At 72.4% G+C, this 21,571-nt stretch carries 16 protein-coding genes; 8 read left to right on the top strand and 8 right to left on the bottom strand.

Annotation, left to right across the window (positions count from 1 at the left end; genetic code table 11):
* Positions 1 to 53: 53 nt before the first annotated feature.
* On the top strand, positions 54 to 842 hold the full coding sequence (locus ACQPYE_RS15815) for an MOSC domain-containing protein (RefSeq protein WP_498722030.1): 789 nt from the start codon (positions 54 to 56) through the stop codon (positions 840 to 842).
* Between the two features lie 145 nt (positions 843 to 987).
* Here ACQPYE_RS15815 and ACQPYE_RS15810 read toward each other — a convergent pair whose 3' ends face one another.
* Complete coding sequence (locus ACQPYE_RS15810) at positions 988 to 4,170, bottom strand: LamG-like jellyroll fold domain-containing protein (RefSeq protein WP_498722029.1); 3,183 nt, start codon at positions 4,168 to 4,170, stop codon at positions 988 to 990.
* Positions 4,171 to 4,567: 397 nt separating this feature from the next.
* Here ACQPYE_RS15810 and ACQPYE_RS15805 point away from each other — a divergent pair, with 397 nt between their 5' ends.
* Positions 4,568 to 6,058: a cellulose binding domain-containing protein gene (locus tag ACQPYE_RS15805; RefSeq protein ID WP_498722026.1), complete on the top strand. Its 1,491-nt coding sequence runs from the start codon at positions 4,568 to 4,570 to the stop codon at positions 6,056 to 6,058.
* Between the two features lie 72 nt (positions 6,059 to 6,130).
* On the opposite strand, the gene ACQPYE_RS15800 is transcribed toward ACQPYE_RS15805, so the two are convergent.
* Positions 6,131 to 7,045, bottom strand: a complete 915-nt coding sequence (locus tag ACQPYE_RS15800) for a hypothetical protein (protein WP_498722024.1) — start codon at positions 7,043 to 7,045, stop codon at positions 6,131 to 6,133.
* A gap of 325 nt (positions 7,046 to 7,370) precedes the next feature.
* Here ACQPYE_RS15800 and ACQPYE_RS15795 point away from each other — a divergent pair, with 325 nt between their 5' ends.
* The 3 genes from ACQPYE_RS15795 (at position 7,371) to ACQPYE_RS15785 (ending at position 10,906) form a co-directional block, all read left to right on the top strand.
* Entirely contained in the window at positions 7,371 to 8,882 is a 1,512-nt protein-coding gene (locus tag ACQPYE_RS15795; protein WP_498722023.1) for a discoidin domain-containing protein, read from the top strand.
* Positions 8,883 to 8,945: 63 nt separating this feature from the next.
* Positions 8,946 to 9,722: a DeoR/GlpR family DNA-binding transcription regulator gene (locus ACQPYE_RS15790; RefSeq protein WP_498722021.1), complete on the top strand. Its 777-nt coding sequence runs from the start codon at positions 8,946 to 8,948 to the stop codon at positions 9,720 to 9,722.
* Positions 9,719 to 10,906 carry an MFS transporter gene (locus ACQPYE_RS15785; protein ID WP_498722019.1) on the top strand — a complete coding sequence of 396 codons (1,188 nt, stop codon included), beginning with the start codon at positions 9,719 to 9,721 and terminating at the stop codon, positions 10,904 to 10,906. Before ACQPYE_RS15790 ends, ACQPYE_RS15785 begins: the two co-directional genes overlap by 4 nt.
* A 17-nt stretch (positions 10,907 to 10,923) precedes the next feature.
* On the opposite strand, the gene ACQPYE_RS15780 is transcribed toward ACQPYE_RS15785, so the two are convergent.
* Complete coding sequence (locus tag ACQPYE_RS15780) at positions 10,924 to 11,205, bottom strand: hypothetical protein (RefSeq protein WP_498722017.1); 282 nt, start codon at positions 11,203 to 11,205, stop codon at positions 10,924 to 10,926.
* Between the two features lie 166 nt (positions 11,206 to 11,371).
* Here ACQPYE_RS15780 and ACQPYE_RS15775 point away from each other — a divergent pair, with 166 nt between their 5' ends.
* Both ACQPYE_RS15775 and ACQPYE_RS15770 read left to right on the top strand, forming a co-directional pair.
* Positions 11,372 to 11,650, top strand: a complete 279-nt coding sequence (locus tag ACQPYE_RS15775; RefSeq protein WP_498722014.1) for a hypothetical protein — start codon at positions 11,372 to 11,374, stop codon at positions 11,648 to 11,650.
* Positions 11,651 to 11,798: 148 nt separating this feature from the next.
* Positions 11,799 to 12,965 (top strand): serine hydrolase domain-containing protein, encoded by a 1,167-nt coding sequence (locus tag ACQPYE_RS15770; protein ID WP_498722013.1) that lies wholly within the window; start codon positions 11,799 to 11,801, stop codon positions 12,963 to 12,965.
* On the opposite strand, the gene ACQPYE_RS15765 is transcribed toward ACQPYE_RS15770, so the two are convergent.
* On the bottom strand, positions 12,923 to 14,266 hold the full coding sequence (locus ACQPYE_RS15765; protein WP_498722012.1) for an alpha/beta hydrolase: 1,344 nt from the start codon (positions 14,264 to 14,266) through the stop codon (positions 12,923 to 12,925). The genes ACQPYE_RS15770 and ACQPYE_RS15765 overlap by 43 nt on opposite strands.
* 341 nt (positions 14,267 to 14,607) lie before the next feature.
* Between ACQPYE_RS15765 and ACQPYE_RS15760 the strand changes: the two genes are divergently transcribed.
* Positions 14,608 to 15,993: a pectate lyase family protein gene (locus ACQPYE_RS15760; RefSeq protein WP_498722011.1), complete on the top strand. Its 1,386-nt coding sequence runs from the start codon at positions 14,608 to 14,610 to the stop codon at positions 15,991 to 15,993.
* A gap of 128 nt (positions 15,994 to 16,121) precedes the next feature.
* On the opposite strand, the gene ACQPYE_RS15755 is transcribed toward ACQPYE_RS15760, so the two are convergent.
* The 4 genes from ACQPYE_RS15755 to ACQPYE_RS15740 are packed head-to-tail and all read right to left on the bottom strand — an operon-like array spanning position 16,122 to position 21,563.
* Complete coding sequence (locus tag ACQPYE_RS15755) at positions 16,122 to 18,785, bottom strand: fumarate reductase/succinate dehydrogenase flavoprotein subunit (protein WP_498722009.1); 2,664 nt, start codon at positions 18,783 to 18,785, stop codon at positions 16,122 to 16,124.
* The gene (locus ACQPYE_RS15750) at positions 18,785 to 19,450 is read right to left on the bottom strand and encodes an ABC transporter ATP-binding protein (RefSeq protein WP_498722007.1); all 666 of its coding nucleotides are present in this window, start codon (positions 19,448 to 19,450) and stop codon (positions 18,785 to 18,787) included. The genes ACQPYE_RS15755 and ACQPYE_RS15750 overlap by 1 nt, the downstream gene beginning before the upstream one ends.
* On the bottom strand, positions 19,447 to 20,217 hold the full coding sequence (locus tag ACQPYE_RS15745; protein WP_498722006.1) for an ABC transporter permease: 771 nt from the start codon (positions 20,215 to 20,217) through the stop codon (positions 19,447 to 19,449). The genes ACQPYE_RS15750 and ACQPYE_RS15745 overlap by 4 nt, the downstream gene beginning before the upstream one ends.
* Complete coding sequence (locus tag ACQPYE_RS15740; protein WP_498722004.1) at positions 20,214 to 21,563, bottom strand: ABC transporter substrate-binding protein; 1,350 nt, start codon at positions 21,561 to 21,563, stop codon at positions 20,214 to 20,216. Before ACQPYE_RS15740 ends, ACQPYE_RS15745 begins: the two co-directional genes overlap by 4 nt.
* Positions 21,564 to 21,571 lie beyond the last annotated feature (8 nt).

The raw sequence follows: 21,571 nt of genomic DNA, 5'->3' as shown, positions 1-21,571 counted from the left end.
GATCCGTCGGAAATCGTGGTGCCGCGCCGGCGTCGGCAGGTACTTTCGACCGCATGGCAACCGTTTCCGCGCTGGCGTTGTACCCGATCAAGGGTTGTGGCGGGGTGGTGGTGGAGCGGGCCGAGGTCACCCGGACCGGGCTGGTCCACGATCGGCTGTTCGCGCCGGTCGGGCCGGACGGGGGGATCGTCTGGCAGGGCGAGGCGCCGCGGCTGGCCGCGGTCCGGGTCGAGGTGCTGCACGACGGCGCGAAGCTGGCGTTGAGCGCGCCCGGCGCCGGCGAGCTGGTGCTGGACGTGGCGGCCGACGGCCCGGCCCGGCCGGTCGAGGTGGAGAAGTGGCCCGGGTCCGGCATCGACCAGGGCGACGAGGCGGCGCAGTGGCTGTCCGGCGCGATCGGCAAGGCGGTCCGCCTGGTGCGCGAACCGGCGCGGGCGAACCGGGCCCGCAACGGCGCCGACCCGACCGCGCTGCTGGTCCTGTCCCGGTCCACGTTGGACGGCCTGAACGAGCGGATCGCGCGGCGGGGAGCCGTTCCGGTGCCGATGGACCGGTTCCGGCCCAACGTCGTGATCAGCGGCTGGCCCGAGCCGCACACCGAGGACCGGGTGGCCCGGATGGCGCTCGGCGGCGTCGAGGTCGGCTTCGGCGAACTGGCCATCCGCTGCGCGGTCACCCTCGTCGACCAGACGACCGGCGTCCGCGCCGGCCCCGAGCCGTTGCGCACCCTGGCCGACTACCGCCGCGAACCCGACGGCGTCAGCTTCGGCCTCAAAGCGTCCGTGCTCACGCCCGGCGAGATCGCCGTCGGCGACACCGTCACCGTCACCGAATGGCGATGACGCCCCGCTCCACGCGTAGGCCGCCGCCGTGCCGAATGACGAGCCGAGACGCAGGCGCTCCCCCACTCGGCCACACCACCGGCCCGAGGCGGAAGTGCCGGCCACCGCCCCTTCCGGTCCGAGGTCGGACCGGAAGGGGGTGCGCTCAGCGGGCGGCGTGCTGCTCCGCCACCTCCACGTCGGTCAGGGCGCGGTCCACGGCGCGGACCTCGTCGACCGAGCCGTGCCAGAAGTCGCCGCGCACACCGGCGTACTTGGCGCGACCGATGGCCAACGGCCCGGTGCCCACCTCGTCCGGCCCGATCGGGATCGCGGCGGCACGCACGCCGTCGACGTACAGGCGCGTCTCGCCCACCGCCTCGTCGCGCACGCCGACCAGGTGGTACCAGCGGCCCGTTTCCGGTGTGGCGGCGAGCGTGGCCCGCCTGCCACCGGGCACGCTGAACGCCCACCTCCCCTGCCCGTACTGGAGGTAGAACGGGTTCTCCACGCGCCGGCCGTCCTGGCTGACGGCGGTGGCGTAGTTGCCGGGCAGCGAGTCCAGCCGCACCCACGCCGACACCGAGTACGAGCCGGTCGTGTCGAGCACCGGCCCGGCGGTCTCGGCGTAGTCGCCGTTGCCGTCGAACGCCAACGCCTGCCCGCGCACGCCGGTCGTCCACGCCGCGTCCCCGTTGAGGGACACCGGGTTCGGCGCGCCGCTCGTGTCGTCGCCGTTGCCGTCCAACGGCCACGCGCCCTTCCCGTCGTACGTGCGCTCGGCCGCCGCCGCACCGGCCGCGACCACCCGCTTGTTGATCTCGCGCACGGGACCGGGGTCGACCTTGATCTCACGCCGGTCGTAGGTCCACAGGCCGTTCAGCTCGGTCTCCACGTCGGTGATCTGCGTGTAGACCGACCCGGACAGCTCCGCGCCGGCCGCGTCGAGGTAGTGCGTCGCGGTGTTCGACACGTACTTGGCGGTCAGCGCCGCCTTGTCGGCCACACCGCTGTAGATCACGGCCGGTGCGCCGGGCCACTGGTGGCCGGGGGTGCGCAGGGTGAACCCGCCGTGCTCGCCGTCCATCGCCACGCGGGTGGCGTCCGGCCAGGCCGGGTCGGTGTTGTTGTAGTCGTGGTGGTCGATCACGTCGCCCTTGCCGGAGTCGCCCTTCGACGCGCAGCAGTTGACGCCGCTGTGCGCGTTGACGACCCGGGACGGGTCGGCGGCCTCGACCGACTCGGTGATGCGGCCGGTCTCCTCCCGGTCCCACTCGCCCCAGCCCTCGTTGAACACGACCCAGCCGATGACGGCGGGCGAGTCGCGCAACTGCTCCACCGTGCGCCGGCCCTCGGTCAGGAACGCCCGCTGGCCGCTCTCGTCGGTGACGTTGACGTTCACGAAGTCCTGCCACACCAGCACGCCCAGCCGGTCGGCGTGGTAGTACCAGCGGGCGGGCTCGACCTTGATGTGCTTGCGCAGCGCGTTGAACCCGAGGTCCTTCTGGGCCTTGATGTCCCACGCCAACGCCTCGTCGCTGGGCGCGGTGTTCAGGCCGTCGGGCCAGAAGCCCTGGTCCAGCATGGCCAGCGAGAACACCGGCTCGCCGTTGAGGACGAGCTTCGGGAAGCCGGCGACGTCCCGCACGCCGATGGAACGCATGCCGAAGTAGCTCTCGACCTCGTCCTCGCCGCGGCCGTCCTCCAGTGACACGTCCAAGTCGTACAGGTACGGGTCCTCGGGGCTCCACAGGCGCGGGTTCGGCACCGGCAGGGTCAGGTCGGCGTTCGGCGCGCCGGTGACCGTGCCGACCGCCTTGCCCCGGTGGTCGCGCGCGGTGGCGGTCACCTCGGCGTTCGGCGAGGCGGTCGAGGACGACACCCGGACGGCGAGCGTGCCCTTGGTGATGTCCGGCGTGGTCGTCACGTCGTCGATCGCCCTGTCCGGCACGGGTTCCAGCCACACGGTCTGCCAGATGCCCGAGGACGGCGTGTAGACGATGCCGCCGGGGTTGCGGGACTGCTTGCCGATCGGCTGGTTGTCGCCGGTGGTGTCGGTGACCGCGACGATCAGCTCGTGCCCGCCGCCACCGCGCAGGGCGTCGGTGATGTCGGCGGTGAACGCGGTGTAGCCGCCGGTGTGCTCGGCGACCGGCGTGCCGTCCACCCACACCCGGGCGTGGTGGTCGACCGCGCCGAAGTTCAGCTTGAGCCGCTGGCCCCGGCCGACCCGCCAGTCGCGCGGCACCTCGAACCGGCGGCGGTAGAACATGTGGTCCTCGTGGCGTTCCAGGCCGGACAGCTGGGACTCCACCGGGAACGGCACGGTGATCCGCTCGGGGAGCGTGCGGCCGAACGCGGGTTGCTGCCCCTCGGTGGCGGCGGAGAACTCCCACTGGCCGTTGAGGTTCAGCCACTCGTCGCGCTTCTGCTGCGGGCGCGGGTACTCGGGCAGCGGGTGGTCCTCGTCGACCCGCTCACCCCACTCGGTCAGCAAGCGCCGGGTGGAGGTGTTGGTCGCGCCGCGGATGATCCGGGGCACGGTCTCCGCGCCGACGACCAGGCCGCCGTCGCCGTCGTAGGTGACGCGGACTCGTTGCGGCTCCTGGATGGTCGCGCCGAGCCGCACGACGATCTTGGTGCGGTCGCGGCGGTCGAGCGCGGCGGACTCGATCGGGAACGGCACGGTGTCGACCTCGATCTTCAGGTGCGACGCGACGTCGCCGAGGTGGTGCACCTGCCGGTCGAAGGCCGCCTCCAGCCGCCTGCCGTCGGGCGACACGGTGAGGCCGACCGGGTAGACCGGGAAGTCCGCCGGCGGGAGGAAGGCCGTCTCGGGCACCGGCTGCTTGGCCAGCGTCGGCGTGGACCAGCGCAGGCGCAGGTTCGCGCCGCCGACGTCCTGGAACAGCTCCATCCGGAAGTCGTGCCGCTCGCCGGCGACGAGGTGGACCGGCGCGCTGTGCTGCTCGACGTCCCAGTCGCCGACCCAGTGGTCGATGACCGGCGCGCCGTCGAGGAACAGCCGGAAGCCGTTGTCGCCGATGGCGTGGAAGGTGTAGTCGCCGGTGGCGGGCGCGGTGAGGCTGCCGGTCCAGCGGGCCGCGGTGTGCTCGGTGCGGCCGGTGAGCTGCTGGAAGACGCCGGTCAGGTCGGCGAAGTCGACGTTCGGGTCGAGGGTGGCGCCGCCGGACTCGGCGAAGTCGCGGGCGCCGGGTGCGGACATCCGGAAGTACTCGCCCTTGAGGCCGTGCGCGAGCGGGGCGGCGGCGGTCGCGGTGGTGGCGATGACGGGGGTGAGCAGGAGTGCCAAGAACAGGGCGGACAGCCGTCCGGCGGCACGGGGCATGGAACTCTCCTCAGGGCTCGACTATGAGGCCCATCACAAACATCGTTCATCTATCCACAAACACCAGCAGAAGACAACAACAAGGCCCAGTTTGGGAGCGCTCCCACGACCGCACCGCGCAACCCTGAACAAAGGTTCGGACCATGTCCCAGACCGGCGGCGCTCAGACCGACGCCACACCGTCGCCGAGGGCGGCTCGGACACCGGCGCGTGACCGCCCGTCGCGCACGAAGGACAGGCCGCCGAGCCGCGCCGTCTTCGAACCGGGCCTGGGCCAGGTGCCAATCGATACGCTCCGGCCCGGATCCGCTCCAGCCCTTCTCGCTGCGCAACTTGTTCGCTACCGTCCCTGGGAGCGCTCCCAGGTCCATTGTCGAACCTGTTCGTGGAGGATCACGTGCACACCACCCGCTTTCGGTCGGCGATCGCCGGCGCGGTCGTCGTCGGCGTGACCGCGGCCCTCACCGCCGCGGCCGTCACCGCGCCCGCCCAGGCGGCCACCGGCTGCCGGGTCGCCTACCAGGTGACCAACCAGTGGTCGGGCGGCTTCGGCGCGAACGTGAGCGTGACCAACCTCGGTGACCCGGTCCCGAGCTGGCGGTTGACGTGGTCGTTCGCCGCCGGCCAGAAGATCACCCAGCTCTGGAACGGCACGGCAAGCCAGTCCGGCGCGCGGGTCCAGGTCGACAGCCTGGGCTGGAACGGCCGCCTCGGCACCGGCGCGAGCGCCGGGTTCGGCTTCAACGGCTCGTGGACCGGCTCGAACCCGGTGCCCGCCGACTTCGCCCTCAACGGCACCCCTTGCACCGGGACCACCGTCACGTCGACCACCACCACCACGACCACCACGACGACGACGACGACCACGTCCACACCGCCGGTGACCGACGTCCTCGGCCAGTCGCACACCGTCGGCCGGGTCCGGGCCACCGAGTCCGCCGCGCGGTACACGTGGCCCGGCATCTACTTCGAGAGCCGCTTCCGCGGCACCGGCGTGGGCATCGTGCTGGACGACACCGCCAACGACTACGACGTCCAGGTCGACGGGAAGACCGTCGCCACGCTCGTCACGCCCGGCCGGATCACCCGGTGGATCAACGGCCTGACCAACGCCGAGCACACCGTGCGACTGGTCAAGCGCACCGAGAGCGCCTGGGCCAGCGGCCAGTTCGGCGGGTTCCTGCCCGCCGCCGGCGGTGAGATCCTCGCCAAGCCGACCGCGCGCACCCGCCAGATCGAGTTCATCGGGGACTCGCTGACCGCCGGCTACGGCAACACCTCCACCACGCGCGACTGCTCGGCCAACGGCGGCGTCGACCGCAACACCAACACCGACCTCGCGTTCGGTCCGCTCACCGCCCGCGCCCTCGGCGCCGACTACCAGGTCAACGCCCACTCCGGTCGCGGCATGGTCCGCAACTACAACGGCGGCGAGCCGGACACCACCTTCCGCACCTTCTACGAGCGCGGCCTGCAGAACGTGCCCGGCGACGTGTGGCGCAACCCCGCCACGTGGCGGCCCCAGCTGGTCGTGGTCGGCCTGGGCACCAACGACTTCTCCACCGCGATCAACCCCGGCGAGCAGTGGACCCCGGACAGCCTGACCGCCGCCTACAAGTCCGCGTACCAGGGCTTCCTCGACAAGCTGCGCACCCAGTACGGCCCCGACACCGTCATCGTGGTCAGCGCCACGAGCCTCTTCGCGCAGGCCGCCGAGCAGGTTGTCACCGACCGCAACGCCCGCGGCGACGGCCGGGTCCGCTTCTGGAACTACGAGGACCCGAGGCTCGACCGGCTCGGCTGCGACTGGCACTTCTCCCTCAACGACCACCGGCTGATCAACACCCTGCTCACCGACTACATCGCCACCCTCCCGATCGCCTGGTGACGCCGGTCGCCCGTTCCCCCCACGCCCGCCGTTCCCAGCACCGCGGCTGACGCGGGCCGGGCAGGCGCCCGCCTACTCGCAGCCGACGCCGTCACCGTTGGCGTCCAAGCCGTACTCGTCCGGGCCGATCACCCTGATCGGCCCGGTCACGTAGACGGGACCGTTGCCCTTGCCGGGCTTGCAGTCGACGTCGCTCGCAATGGGCACGCACGGCTCGTAGCTGGGGTGGCAGCCCGGGTTCGGCGCGGGCGGCGGCGGGGCTTGGGTCGCGGGGTCGGGTTGCGGGTTGGGTTGCGGGGCAGGCTCGGGGTTGGGCCTGGGCTCCGGGGCAGGCTCGGCGACGGGCGTTGTCGTGGTGGTGGTGGTCGTAGTGGTCGTCGTTGTGGTGGTGGTCGTCGTGGTCGGCACGGCTGTGGTGGTCGTGGTCGGCACGGTGGTCGTCGTGCCGGTCGCGCTCGTGGTGAGGGCGGCAGCGGTGTCCTCGGTGGATGGCGTTTCGTCCGCGAGCGCCCCGATCACGACGAACAAGAGCACCACGGCCCCGGCGGCGATCCACATCGGACGGCGTGATCTCCGCTGTGCCGGCGGCGCGAAGACGGCCGGCCGCGGCGGCACGACGACGCCCGAGGCGTCACGCGGCAGGTAGAGCACGACTTCCAGGCCCCGGTCGCCGACCCGGACCACCGCCTCGCACCCCGGCACGCCACCGGCGTCGATCACCTGGCCCATGATGTCGGCGTAGCGCCGGGACATCAGGTACGTCAGCTCACCGATCCGCTGCCCGTCCAACCGGACCTCGATGGCGTACTGGCCGCGGTGCTTGCCCGAACCGATCACGCACCACGTCAACCCGACCGCGACGCGCCGCTGCCCGCCTGGCGCGACGGGGTACCTCGCCAGCCACGCCTGGTGGTCCTCCTCGCCCGTCACGACGACCGGGACCCCGGCCTCCAGCATGACGAGACCTAACGCCGAGTTCTCCACCATCACGCCCACTCCTCTGCGCCGAACGGCTGTACGCAGGTCATCGGGGTGGTTCGCGCGACCGTTACCGAACCGGCAAGAGTAACTGAACACTCACCAGCCAGAACCGGTCGCATTCTCGGCTCTGCTTGACAGGTTCTCCACCACGCGATGAGCTGTGCGACTAGTGAGTGACTAATCAATCATCAATCTGGAGTCGTGATGAGCACCCCTGCCCCTCGAACGCCGAACGGCCTCGCCGGCAACCGCCCTGACCGGGTCGGCGGATGGTGGGTTCCCGGCGCGGGAGGGAGCGTTGCCACCACGCAACCCGGGGAGGTCCTCGTCCATGGGACGAACAAGATCCATCGCCGCCACGCTCACCGCACTGCTCGTCGGCGCCGCGCTCGCGGCCGTCGCACCACTGCCCGCAGCCGCCGCGCCCGCCGCCGACGACGTCGTGATCAACCAGGAGCTGCGGGCCCTGGTCCAGCCGGTGCTGACCGCGTCGGCCGACGGCCGACTCCGAGCGCTCGTGCGCTACCTGGCCCGGACCCGGTCCCACGGCGACACCGACGCGCTGCTGCGAGAGGTCGTCGAAGCCGCCGAGGACTCCTACGTCGTCAACCCGCACGAGCCGTGGTGGGTCGAGCTGAAGACCGCGGTCGCGAGCTTGCGCAGCGTCAACGGCTTCTCCTACGAGGCGCAGGTCCACATCCCGTACGCCGACGAGGGCATCACCACCGGTGACGACGTCGTGCTCACCGTGGCACCCGCCGACGAACGGGCCACCAGCGCCCCAGGGTTCGCCCTCTCGCCCACCGGGGGTGTCCGGCAGCTGCCGGACGCGATCGACGAGGCCTACGCCGCCACGAAGGAGGTGTGGGTGCTGTCGGTCCACGAACCGACCTCACCCCTCCCGGCCCCCCAGGCGGAGGAAGCAGGCGGACAGGAGGTACGCGACCAGTCGGTGTGCGAGCCGACGGGGGTGCGCCGCGACAAGGGCTTGGAGCACCTGCACCAGTGGCGGGTGCCGGACCGCGCCGCGTTCGGCAGTTGGTTCGAGGGCGAGCGGGAGCTGCGGGTGCTGGTCGTCACCAGCACGGGCGCCGTCCTGCGCCGGGTCGTGCTGCCCGGCGTGGCGCAGGACGACATCGGCTCGTGGCAGGCGTCCGGGGTCTTCGTCACCACGTGGGACCGCTCGGTGCACGGTGACGTGCTCGCCTACCAGTGGTACGAGGAGGACGGCGGCCCGCAGGTCGACGTGGCCCTGTCCATCCCGACCGCCGGCGGCACGATCACCACGACCGTCACGTGGCGCAAGCGCGACGACAACGCGGGCCACGCCGTGGTGTGGTTCACCGACTCCGCGCACCGCGAGCACGACACCGGTTCGGTCCGGTTCACCACGTGCGGCCAGGGCGGTGACGGCGTCACGGGCAACCTGGCGTGCGCGAGCACCGCGTCGGCGTCCGGCACCCACGTCGGCTACTCCCCCGATCGCGTCAACGACTGCGTCCGCGACACCCGGGTGGGCGGCGCGAGCAGCTGGGCCAACGCGCCGGGCACGTGGCCGCCGGGCAGCCCGGAGTGGGTGCAGGTCGACTTCGGCAGCGCCGAGGCGGTCCGCCGGGTCGCCGTCCACACCAGCGAGGGCTACCCGATCCGGGCGTTCCGGGTGCAGGTCTGGGACGGCGCGGCGTTCGTGACCGTCGCGGACGTCACGGACAACACGTCCCTGGGCGTCTCCGTCACCTTCCCCGTCCGGACCACCCGCCTGGTCCGGATCAGCGCCTCGCAGGGCCCCGCCCACCAGCCCGGCTACGTGCGGGTCAACGAGCTGGAGGCCTACTCGACCTGAGTGGATGCGATCGTAAGCACAAACCACTTGTTCGATCGCACATAATTTGCGACGGTTGCGCACGTGAAGAGCACCGATCGCCACCGGGTGATCATCGAACGGCTCCGCTCCGGCGCGCAGGTCGCCGTGGCGGAGCTGGCGGCGGCCACCGGCGCGTCGGAGATGACCATCCGCCGTGACCTGGACCTGCTCGCGGCGGGCGGTGTGCTGCGCCGCGTGCACGGCGGGGCGGTGCCGCTGAGCCCGGCGGGCGTCGAGCCGCCGTTCACCGCCCGCACCGCGACCGCGAACGAGGCGAAGCGCGCCATCGCCGCGGCGGCCGTCGGGCTGATCCGGGACGGCGAGACGATCGTGCTGGACAGCGGCACGACGGCGGTCGAGGTGGCCAAGCTGCTGCGTGGTCGCCCTGTCACCGTGATGCCGCTGTCCCTGCACGCGGTGCGCGAGCTGCTCGACGCGCCCGAGGTGCGGCTGCTGCTGCCCGGCGGCGAGCCGAGGCCCGGCGAGCTGGCGATGGTCGGCCCGCTGGCGCTGGCGTCGCTGCGGGCCCTGCGGTTCGACGTCGCCGTGCTCAGCCCGTGCGCGTTCGACCTGACCGCCGGGCTCACCGCGCACAACCTGGCCGACGCCGAGGTCAAGCAGCAGGCGATGGCCGTGTCCGGTCGCACGATCGCGCTCGCCGACGCCACGAAGTTCGACCGCACCGCGCTGGCCCACGTCTGCCCCGCCGACCGGCCGGACGTGCTGGTCACCGATTCCGACTCCCCCGCCGACGTGCGCCGTGAGCTGGCCGCACGCGGTGTGCTCGTGCACGTAGCCGAACGACTGGAGAACCTGTGACGACCGCCCTGCCCCGTGCCGCACGCGTCGCGACGTGGGTCTACTTCACCATCAACGGGTTCGCCGTCGGGCTGTGGGTGGTGCACATCCCGAACGTCGAACGCGCGACCGGCATCTCGCACAGCGCCCTCGGCGGGCTGCTGCTCGTGCTCGGCGCGGCGGCGTTCCTCGGGATGCAGGTGGCCGGTCCGCTCGCCGACCGGTTCGGCCAGCGCAAGCTGCTGCCCGCGGCCGGGGTGCTGCTCGGCATCGCCCTGTTCTTCCCGGGCCTGGCCACGTCGTGGTGGACGTTGGGCCTGGCCCTGCTGTGCTTCGGCTTCGGCAACGGCACGATCGACGTGGCGATGAACTCGCACGCCGTGGTCGTGGAACGGGCCTACCCGAGGCCGATCATGGCGTCGTTCCACGCGATGTGGTCGATCGGCGGCGCCATCGCGGCTCTGGTGGGCGCGGCCACGTTGGGCGCCGACGTGCCCACGGCCGTGACGTTGAGCGCGTGCGGTGTGTTCACCATCGTGGTGTCGCTGGTGACCGGCCGGTTCCTGGTGGACGGCCGTCCCGAGCCGGCGGAGGCCGCGTCGGAGGCGCCGGCGGCCAAGCCGTCGACCAAGCTGGTGTGGCTGCTGGGCGCCATCGCGTTCGCCATGATGCTCGCCGAGGGCGTGGCCAACGACTGGGCCGCGCTGCACGCCGAGGACGTCCTCGGCACGTCCACCAGCACGGCGGCGTTCGCCTACGGGTCGTTCGCGGTGGCGATGACCGTGGGCCGGTTCGCGACCGACCGGGTCGCCGCGCTCGTCGGGCCCGTCGCGATCGTGCGGTACGGGGCGGCGCTGGCCGCGTTCGGTCTCCTGCTCGTGGTGTTCTCGCCGTGGGTGTGGTCGGCGTTCGCGGGGTGGGCGTTGTTCGGCCTGGGGTTGTCGGGCAGCGTGCCGCAGCTCTTCTCGGCCGCGGGCAACCTGGACAAGCGGTCGTCCGGCGCGTTGATGGCGCGGGTCGTGGGCCTCGGTTACGTGGGTCTGCTCGCGGGCCCGGCGCTGATCGGCGGCCTGGCCCACTGGATCCCGCTGAACGTGGCGTTCCTCGTGCCGGTGGCGTTGTGCCTGCTGGCCGTGGGCTTCGCCAACGTCCTCGCGCCACGCCCGGCGTCGGCGTCCTCGGAGGAGCACATCGGGTCGCGTTGACCACCCGACGGACGCGGTCAGAGCGGGATGTAGACGCCGAAGTCGCGGTTCGCGGTGCGGAAGTCCTGGAAGCCGATCCGCGCGCCCGCCGCCCTCGTCACGGTGCCCTTGGCGATCACGCCGCCCGACGACGAGGGGCCGTACACGGGTCCGCCGCTGTCGCCCACCCGCGCGGCCGGTTGGCCGTTCACCTGCTCGCCCTCCACCAGGTCCTCGCGGTCGGCGTAGAAGAAGAGGACCTTGATGTCGCACACCGGTGCGCCGGTCGTGCGGGCGCTGGTGATGCCGGACCGGCACACGTACTCGCCGGTGTAGACGTCGCCCCGGCCCTAAACGCCACCCTTCCACCACAGCGTGACGTGGTCGTCTTCCAGCACCAGCCCGGCGAAACCGGCGTGCCCACCGCACCGGCCCGGGTGATCCTCGCGGGGTAGCCTCGGGGTCGGCACAGTGAACGGAGTGGCGATGAGCGGGGAACGGGAACCGGTGGTCGACGCCGAGATCGTCGAGTACGAGGCGGCCCCGGTGGTGGTGCCGCCCGCCGACTACACCGAGGACGGCGTGCCCACGTTCGAGCACGTCCGCGACCGGATCGAGGGTCGGGTCGCCACCGGTATCGGCGCGGAGGAACTCGCCGGGGACACCTCGGCGGCGAAGGCGGTCGAGGAGCAGTTCGAGGCGCGGCGGCAGGCCGGGATCGACAAGCTCGAAGAAATCCGCCGGTCGATGCGCGGCGACGCCTAGCGCCGAAGCGCGGGCAAGCGCGTGGAAGTCGAAACGTCGAAGTCGAATATAGAAAACATATAGCGGGACAACCGGTTACCGGCGGAACCGGAATTCCCTAGGGTGCTCAGCGTTGGTTCACGACGCTGACGGATCCTGGGGGATCTCCATGAATCGTGTGTTGCGCCGGGCGTCCACCCTGGCCGCCGGCACGGTCCTGCTCACCGGTGCGGTGGTCGCACCGGCCACGGCCGCGCCGGTGCGCATCGGGCTCCAAGCGGCGCTGGACGGCGCGGTGGCCGTCGGTTCGCCGGGCGCTTACGCGGGCGTCCTCGACGCCGGCGGCCAGTGGTACGGCCACAGCGGGGTCGGCGACCTCGTCGACCGCGCCGCGCCCAAGCCGCGCGGGCAGTTCCGGGCCGGCAGCATCACCAAGACCGTGGTCGCCACCGCCGTGCTGCAACTGGTCGGCGAGGGCAGGGTCCGGCTGGAGGACCGGATCCAGGACCGGCTGCCCGGACTGCTGCCATACCCCGAACCGATCACCGTGCGCCAGTTGCTCCAGCACAGCAGCGGCATCCCGTTCACCGAGCGGTGGGCCACCCCGGCGGAGGTCGACACGACGCGGTGGCGGCACCAGCCGCCGGACGAGACGATCCGGCTGGGGACCGAGGGCAAGCCGCTGTCCTTCCCGCCGGGACGGGGCGTGGAGTACTCCAACACCAACTACGCGGTGCTCGGCAAGCTCGTGGAGGAGCTCACCGGCCGGTCGTTGAACGCCGAGTTGCAGCGGCGCGTGCTGGACCGGGCGGGGATGCGGGACAGCTACCTCCCCTACCGCCACCCCCACGTCGACCGGCCGGCCGCGCGCGGTTACGAGTGGCTGCACGGCCCCGACGCCGCGCCGACCGACGTCACGGACTACGAGATGTCCCGGTTCTGGGGCTCGGGCAACCTGGTGTCCACGGTCGACGACCTGAACCGCTTCTTCCGCGCCCTGCTCGCGGGCGGGCTCGTGCCGGCGGCGCAGGCGGCCGAGATGCGCCAGACCGTGCCCAGCGGCATCCCGGGTCTGGAGTTCGGGCTCGGCCTCATGCGGATCCCGCTGCCGACGGGCTGCGCCGCGCCGGAGGTCTGGGGCTTCAACGGCTCGGTGCCCGGCTACCACACGTGGACGATGCACTCCCCCGACGCCCGGCGGCAGATCACGGTCGGCGTCACCACGAACCTGACCTCGGTCCCGGCCCAGGACGCCGCGCTCCAAGCGGTGTTCGCCGAGTTCTGCCCGTCGGGTCAGCAGGTCGCGTCGCGGGCGGGCGCGGCGCCGAGCAGGTAGGAGTCCGCGGCGGTCCGGGTGCACTCGTTGGCGTGGTAGACGCCGTGGCCCGGGCCGTCGAACGTGACCAGGTGCGAGCCCCTCGCCTGCCGGTGCACGGCCTGCGCCCACCGGTAGGGCGTGGCCACGTCGTAGCGGCTGGTCAGCAGGAGCAGCGGCGGCGCCCGGTCGACGTCGAGGCGGTGCGGCGGGTTGGTCGGGCGGTCGGTGAGGCCGATGCACGTGGCGGCTTCCTGGTGGCCGAGGAACGTGCCGCGCAGCGTGGGCGCCGCGCGCAGTTCGGCCTCCCGCGACGCCCGGTACCCGGCGAAGTCCGCGAACCGCAGCGCGAAGTCCTGGCACACCACGGCGTGGCGCAGGGAGTCGTAGTTCGGCTCGAACGAGACCCGCGTGCCGCCGACGTCGGCGATGAGCGACGCCAGGCCCTCCCACTCCCCGCCGCGGATCGCGGAGAACGCGCCGTGGATCAGCTCGCCCCGGCCCCAGCCGATCGCGTCGGCCTCGACCAGCGCCCGCTCCCAGGCCGCGTGGACGTCCTGGCCGTGCAACGCGCACGTGGCGTTCTCCGCGCACCACGCCACGAACACGCCGAACGCCTCCTCCACGGCCCGCGCCCGGTCCAGCAGCAGCCGGGGCAGCTCGGCACTGTGGTCGATCACGCCGTCCAGCACCATGGAGCGCACCCGCCGGCCGAACAGCTCCGCGTACTGCTGGCCGAGCAGCGTGCCGTAGGAGATGCCGTAGAAGCTGATCCGCCGCTCGCCCAACGCCTTGCGCACCGCGTCCAGGTCCCGCGCCGAACGGGCGGTGTCCACGTGGTCGAACACGGGGTGGTCGGCGCGGCAGTCGTCGCGCACGGCGCGGTTGTACTCGGCGAGGGCGGCGAACTCGGCCTCGTCCGCCGGGTCGTCGCCGGGGTCGCGCGCCACCACGTCGAACGAGCAGCGGATCGCCGAGCTGCCGTTCGTGCCCAGCTGGTCGAAGCCGACGACGTCGAACCTGGCCCGCACCCCGGCGCTCAGGTAGGGGGCGCGGGCGAACTCCGCGGCGGACCCGCCGGGACCGCCCGCGTCCACGAACACCACGCCGATCCGACGTGCCGGGTCGGTGGCGCGGACCCGTGACACGGCCAGGTCCGCGCGCGGACCGCGCGGGTCGGCCCAGTCCAGTGGGACGGACACCGTGCCGCAGTCGGCCGCGGGCTGGTCCGGGCAGGGGTGCCAGGCGATCGTCGTCGCCTCCGCCTCGGGCGCCACCAGCAGCAGGCTCGCGGCCAGCGCGGTGACGAGCAACGTCCGCATGGAGTCCCCCAACCGTGAGCGGACGTGCAGTCTCGCGAGGCCGACGCGCCCGGCGCAACCCCTGTATCGGCTGTTCGCCGGTCCGGCGTGAATTCACATATCTGTGCACCGGCCGCGCAAAAGCACGCCACCGGTTCACGAGTATGACCGACCCCCGACCATTTGTTCACAAGCGTGACCAGCGGGCCTTTTCGCGGCAGCACCGTTGACCTGCCGTTGCGGACCTCATAGCATCCAAAGGGAAAGCGATTTCCCGTCCTGCGGCGCAATGAAGCACCAGGGGGCACTGTGTCTTCCACTGCGTCGGAATCGGCTATTTCCCTACGCCACGGAGACTTATTATGCGCGTGAAACCCATGATTGCCTGCGTCGGCCTGTTAGCCGGCGCGCTGGTCGCGGTGGCGTCGTCCACCGCGCAGGCCGCTCCCACCCGGTACGAGGCGGAGAGCTCGCCGGCGGTCTGCTCCGGCGCCATCGACACCGACTGGACCGGGTACTCCGGCAGCGGGTTCTGCAACGGCGCGAACTCCACCAGCGGCTACCTCCAGTTCACCGTCAGCGCCGCGGCGGCGGGCACGGCGACGGTGGGCGTCCGGTTCGCCAACGGGACCACCGCGGCCCGGTCCGCCACCCTGCTCGTGAACGGGTCGGCGGTCCAGACGCCGTCGTTCGAGGGCACCGGCGCCTGGTCGACCTGGGTGACCAAGACGGTCAGCGTGCCGCTGGTCGCGGGCAGCAACACGATCCGGCTGAACCCGACCGGCTCGGCGGGCCTGCCCAACGTCGACTACCTGGACGTCGAGGCCGGTGGCGTCGACCCGCAACCGCCCGGCGGGCTCGTCGGCTGGGCCGCGCAGGCCGGTGGCACCACCGGCGGCGCGGGCGGCACCACGGTCACCGTGGGCACCTTCGCCGACTTCCGCACGCAGGCGCAGTCCGCCGGCGCCAAGACCATCCTGGTCAACGGCATGCTCAGCGGCACGGGCACCGTCGAGATCAGCGCGAACAAGACGATCCGCGGTGTCGGGTCGAGTTCGGGCGTCTCCGGGACCACGCTCAACATCGAGGACATGAGCCCGGCCAACGTGATCATCCAGAACCTGAACATCCGGGGCAAGGTCGGCGGCGACGCGATCGCGATCGAGAGCGCCACGCACGTCTGGATCGACCACAACACCATGTCCAGCACCATCGAGGACAGCCCCGACTACTACGACGGCATGCTGGACATCACCCACGCCGCGGACTACATCACCGTGTCGTGGAACGTCATCCGCAACCACTGGAAGACCTCGCTCGTCGGCCACTCCGACGGCAACGGCGGCGAGGACCGCGGCCACCTGCGGGTCACCTACCACCACAACTGGTTCGACCGCACCTTCGAACGCAGCCCCCGCGTGCGCTTCGGCGAGACGGTCCACGTGTTCAACAACTACTACACCAACGTCAACAACAACGCCGACTCGTACGCCATCGCGTCGCTCATGGACGCCGGTCTCCTCGTGGAGGGCAACGTCTTCGAGAACGTGCAGCAGGCGTGCTGGTCGGCGAGCGGTTACGCGGACTCCGACCCCGGACGCCTGGTGGCGCGCGACAACTCCTTGACCAACTCCGGCCCCTGCGAGGTCAACGGCACGGTGGCCGCCATCCCGTACAGCTACACCGCCGACGCCGTCGGCACGGTGAAGTCGTCCGTCACGGCGGGCTCCGGCGCGGGCAAGCTCTGACCCCACGCCCGGAACGGGGCGGCGACCGGCACCCGCCGGTCGCCGCCCCTCCGCTGTTCCGGCCGGCCGCCCCGATGACCGACGGGCCGTGCCGGTGACGTCGAGGACCGCTGAGCGCCCTTGACGGGTCAGGGGCTCGGCGCGGTGGCGGACGCCTCCTCCAGCGCGTGGCGGGCATAGGCGCGCACGTCGGCGTCGCTGTCGTGCGCAGCCGCCGCCAGCCGTTCGGCCACCGCGGGCAGGCGCGCCCACCGGGTCACCGCGCGGACCGCCGCCTTGCGCACGTCGAGGTTCGGGTCGTCCAGCAACGGCAGGAGGAGGTCCGCGTCGTCGACCGCCCACGCCGCGCCCACCCGCACCTGCCAGGCCGGATCGACGAGCGCGGCGGCGGCGAGGTCCCGCAGCGCCGGGGGGCGGCCGATCCGCCCGATCGCCTCCAGCGCCGCCGCGCGCACCAGCGGATCGGGGTCGCCCGCCAGCACGCCGAGCGGGTCGGCCGCAGCCGGATCGCCCACCGTGCCCAGGCCCTTGGCCACCTGGACGCGCAGTTCCCGGCGCGGGTCGGCGGCGGCCGTGGCGACGAGCGCGTGCTCGCGCAGCGACACGAGACCGCGGATCGCCGCCGACCGCACCGAGGCGTCGGGGTCGGCCAACGCCTCGGCGTACACGTCGGTGGCGCCGAGCTTGAGCGCCCACAACACCTCCAGCGCGACCGAACGGGCCGGCGACCCCTCCAACGCCCGCCGCAGGTCGTCACCGCGCGGCACGACCTCGACCAGTTCCCTGAGCCCCGCCGCGGCGGCCGAGCGGACTTCGTCCCGGTCGTCGGCCATCGCGCGCACGAGGGCGAACTCGAAGCCGGCCGGCACCACCTCGGTGATGGTCACGACGGCGGCGCGCCGCACCGCCGGGTCCGCGTCGCCCAGGTACGGCTCCAACGCGGCCAGGTCCGGCTGTTCCTCGGCCAGCGCCACCAGCTCCAGCAGCCGGGGCGAGCCGGCGACACCGCCCGCGTGCCGGGCGCCGACCACCTCCGCCGTCCGCACCGACAGCGACCCGAGGTGCTCCACCTGCCCGGTCCGGTGCTCGACGCCGTCCACCGGCACGAGGTACGGGTGGACCGGCCGCTTGACGAACTCCATCTCGCCCGCGTCGTTCTTGCGCAGGTTGAGGTGGTGGAACCACGTCTCGTCGTCGCGCTCCGGCACGTCCAGGCGCTCGTGGTAGAGGCCCCAGCGGCTCTCCGTGCGCATCAGGGACGCCTGCGCGGCCATCTCGGCGCAGTCCCGGATGAACGTCACCTCGGCGCACCGCATCAGCTCGTGCGGCGTCGTGGCGCCCATCGCGGCGATCTCGCCCTCCATCCGGGCGAACGCCTCCAGCGCGACGTGCAGCTTCGCCCCGGTCTTCGGCGGCGCCACGTAGTCGTTGACGAACCGGCGCAGCTTGTACTCCACCTGCGGCTGCGGTGGGCCGTCCGGGTTGCGCAGCGGCCGGTAGATCAGCTCGTGCGCGGCGGCGACCTGGTCCTCGGGCAGCGGCCCGGGCGTGCCGCCGTGCCGCGACGCGTGCGCGCCGGCGAGGTCGCCGAACACGAACGCGCCGATCATGTAGTTGTGCGGCACGCACGCCAGGTCGCCCGCCGCGTACAGCCCCGGCACGGTGGTGGCGCCGTTCTCGTCCACCCACACGCCGGACGCCGAGTGCCCGCCGCACAGGCCGATCTCGGAGATGTGCATCTCGATGTCGTGGGTGCGGTAGTCGTGCCCGCGCCCGGCGTGGAAGGTGCCGCGGGTGGGTCGTTCGGTGGTGTGCAGGATCCCTTCGAGGGCGGCGATCGACTCCTCGGGCAGGTGGGTCACCTTCAGGTACACCGGGCCGCGCGGCGAGGCGATCTCGCGGGCCACCTCCGCCATCATCTGCCCGGACCAGTAGTCGCAGTCCACGAACCGCTCGCCCAGCCGGTTGACCTGGTAGGCGCCGAACGGGTTGCCGACGTACGCGCACGCCGGCCCGTTGTAGTCCTTGATCAGCGGGTTGATCTGGAAGCACTCGATGCCGGACAGCTCCGCGCCCGCGTGGTAGGCCATGGAGTAGCCGTCGCCCGCGTTGGTGGGGTTCTCGTAGGTGCCGTAGAGGTAACCGCTGGCGGGCAGGCCGAGCCGCCCGGACGCGCCGGTGGCCAGGATGACGGAGCCCGCGGAGACGGTGACGAACTCGCCGGTGCGCGTGTTGAAGCCGACCGCGCCGACCGCCCGGCCCTCGGACACCAGCACCCGCACCGGCATCACGCGGTTCTCGATCCGGATGCGCTCGCGCATCCGGCGCTCCCGCATCACCCGGTACAGCACCTTCTTGACGTCCTTGCCCTCCGGCATCGGCAGCACGTAGCTGCCGGAGCGGTGGACCTGGCGCACGTGGTAGTCGCCGTAGGAGTCCTTCTCGAACTTCACGCCGTAGCGCTCCAGCCGCTGCACCATGGCGAACCCGCGGGTCGCCGTCTGCATGACGGTGCGCTGGTCCACGATGCCGTCGTTGGCCTTGGTGATCTCGGCGACGTAGTCCTCGGGCGTGGCCTTGCCGGGGATGACGGCGTTGTTGACGCCGTCCATGCCCATCGCCAGCGCGCCGGAGTGCCGGACGTGGGCCTTCTCCAGCAGCAGCACGTCCCGGCCGTGCTCGGCGGCGGTGATCGCGGCCATCGAGCCGGCCGTGCCGCCGCCGATCACGAGCACGTCGCACTCCAGGTGGACGCGCCGGGACACCTCGGGGATCTCCAGCGGTGTCGTCATCACGCCATCACCGCCGCCAGGATCGCCTCTCGCCGGACGTCGACCTCGCCCGCGCCGAGCACCACCACGCGGTCCCCGAGCAGCACGGCCTCGTCCACGTCGTGGGTGACGAAGACGGTGGTCGTGCCCGCCTCCCGCAGCACCTCGACCACGAGTCGCTGCATGTCCGCCCTGGTCTGCGCGTCGAGCGCGGCGAACGGCTCGTCCATGAGCACCACCTTCGGTCGTTGGGCCAGCGTCCGGGCCAGCTGCACACGCTGCCTCATGCCGCCGGACAGCTCACGGGGCAGGTGCCGGTCGAACCCGGCCAACCCGACCCGGTCCAGCCAGGCCGACGCGCGGGCGCGCCGTTCGGCCCGCGGCACGCCTTGCAGCGCCAGCGGGAGCTCGACGTTGCGCAGGGCCGTGCGCCACGGCAGCAGCCCGTCGTCCTGGAACACCATCGCGCGGTCCTTCGACGTGCCGCGCACCTCCTGGCCGTCGACCAGGACCCGGCCGGCGGCGATCGGCGCCAGGCCCGCGACGGCGCGCAGCAACGTCGACTTGCCGCAGCCGGACGGCCCCGCGACCACCAGGATCTCCCCCGTCCCCACGTCCAGGTCGAACGACCGGAGCACGGTGGCCGCGCCGTAGCGCACGGCCAGCCCTTCCACCCGCACGCTCATGCCCGTGCCTCCCTCGGCAGCCACCGCGTGACGCGGCGGCCGGCCAGCTCGACGGCGGAGGAGGTCAGCCAGCCGAGCAGGCCGATGGTGACCATGCCGACGATGACGCCGGGGTAGTCCACGATCGTGTAGGCCTGCCAGGTGCGGTAGCCGACGCCGTACCGGCCGGAGATCATCTCGGCGGAGATAACGCAGATCCACGCCACGCCCATGCCCACCGACAGGCCGCCGAACACGCCGGGCAACGTGCCCGGCAGCACGACCTTGAGCAGCACGTGCCGCCGGTCGCCGCCCATCGTGCGCACCGCGTCCTCCCACATCGTCGGCAGCGCGCGCACCGCGTGCCGGGTGCTGACCAGGACCGGGAAGAACGCCGCCGTGCAGGTGATGAACACGATGCCCTGCTCGTCGCTGGGGAACAGCAGGATCGCGATCGGCACCAGCGCGATCGCCGGGATGGGCCGCACCACCTCCAGCAGCGGCTGGAGCACGTCGCCGACGACCCGCGACCGGGCCACCGCGATCCCGAGCGGGATGCCGAGCGCGGCGGCCAGCAGGAAGCCCCCCGCGATGCGGGCCAGGCTGGCGCCGAGGTCCGTGTAGTACTGGGCGGCGGCGGCTTCCTCCACCAGCCGGCGCGCCACCTCCACCACGGTCGGCAGCCGGTCGAACCGCAGCCACGCCACCGTCTCCGTGGCCGTCAGCACCTGCCACAGCAGCAGACCGGACGCCAACGACGCGATCCGCACCACCCACCGCGCGGTCACGGCGTGCCCGCCGCGGCGAGGGCCTGCGAGAAGTCCAGCACGTCGCCACGCGCCGCCGCACGGGTCGTGTGCGGCCGGAGGGAGCCGTCGTCGCCGCGCACCCAGAACGCGTGGTCGGCGAACCACCTGGTCCCGGTCACGGCATCGGGCACGTACGCCACGCGGACCTCCTTCCCGACCTGGTTGATCAGCTTGAGCAGGCACGTCGGGTCGGCGGCCGGGCGGGTCGCCTCCTCGCCCTCGAACCACACCTCGCTCGCCGTGGCGGGATCGGTGACGTCCACCTCGCACGCGCTGTCCCGGCCGGTGATCCGGGCCGGGTTGGCGGTGTCCGCCGTGCCCGCGCCGACGGCGGCTTGGAGCGGGCCCTCGTCGATGAACCGGTCGACGTCCAACTCCTCGATGTTGCCGATGGACCTCAGGAACGGCACGTCCTGCCGCAACGCGTCGCGCAGCACCGGCTTGAGGCTCAGGTCGAACGTCGCGATGCCGTTCGGTCCGTTGTAGAGGTACACGACCTCCACGGGCAGACCGGTGGCCTTCGCCACGACGTGCGCGGCGTCGAGCGGCTTCTCGTGCAGGTGCCGGGTCGCGTCGTCCTGGGCGCGCAGGAACTCCGCCAGGACGTCCGGCCGCTCCCGGGCGAACCGGTCGCGCACCACCACGCCGTGCAGCGTCGGGAAGTCGAGCTCCGCGCCGTCGTAGAGCAGCTTGGCCTGCTTCGCGAACACCAGCTGCCCCGGCCAGGCGACGAACTGGGCCAGCGCCTCGACGTTGCCCGCCTGGAGGGCGGACGCGCCGACCGACGGCTGCTGGTTCTCCACGGTGACCTGGGTGTCGCCGAGCGCGCGGACGAGAGTGCCGTGCCCGGCGGAGCCGACGCTGGTCGACACCTTGCGGCCGGCGAGGTCGGCGAGCGTGGTCGCGGTGGAGTCGGGCGACACGACGACCATGTTCAGCGCGCCGCGGGCGTTGTAGCCGGTGACCGACACCATCCGCGTGCCGTCGTCACCCTGCTTCTGCGCGCGTGATCCGTTGATGAGCAGCGGGAAGTCGCCCATCGAGCCGATGTCGACCTTCCCGGCGAGCATCTGCGCGGTGATCGGCGCGCCGGTGTCGTAGTCCTGCCAGGTGACCTCGTACCGCTTGCCGGTGCGGCGGCCCAGGTCGGCCAGCCGCCGCTCGAAGTGCCCCAACTCCCGCAACAGCGTGCCCGCGGTGACGGTGTTGATGGTCTTGGACTGGTAGCCGACCACGACGGTCACCTCGTCGTCCGAAGCCGCGCCGGCCACGCACGAGGTCGACGCGACCGCGACCAGTGCCGCGCCGAGGATTCGCTTGAGCATCGTCGTTC

It is taken from the genome of Actinosynnema sp. CA-299493 (assembly GCF_050946825.1).
Classification (GTDB): Bacteria; Actinomycetota; Actinomycetes; order Mycobacteriales; family Pseudonocardiaceae; genus Actinosynnema.
Note: the sequence above shows the minus strand (reverse complement) of the source record. Positions and strands in the feature narration are given on the sequence as shown.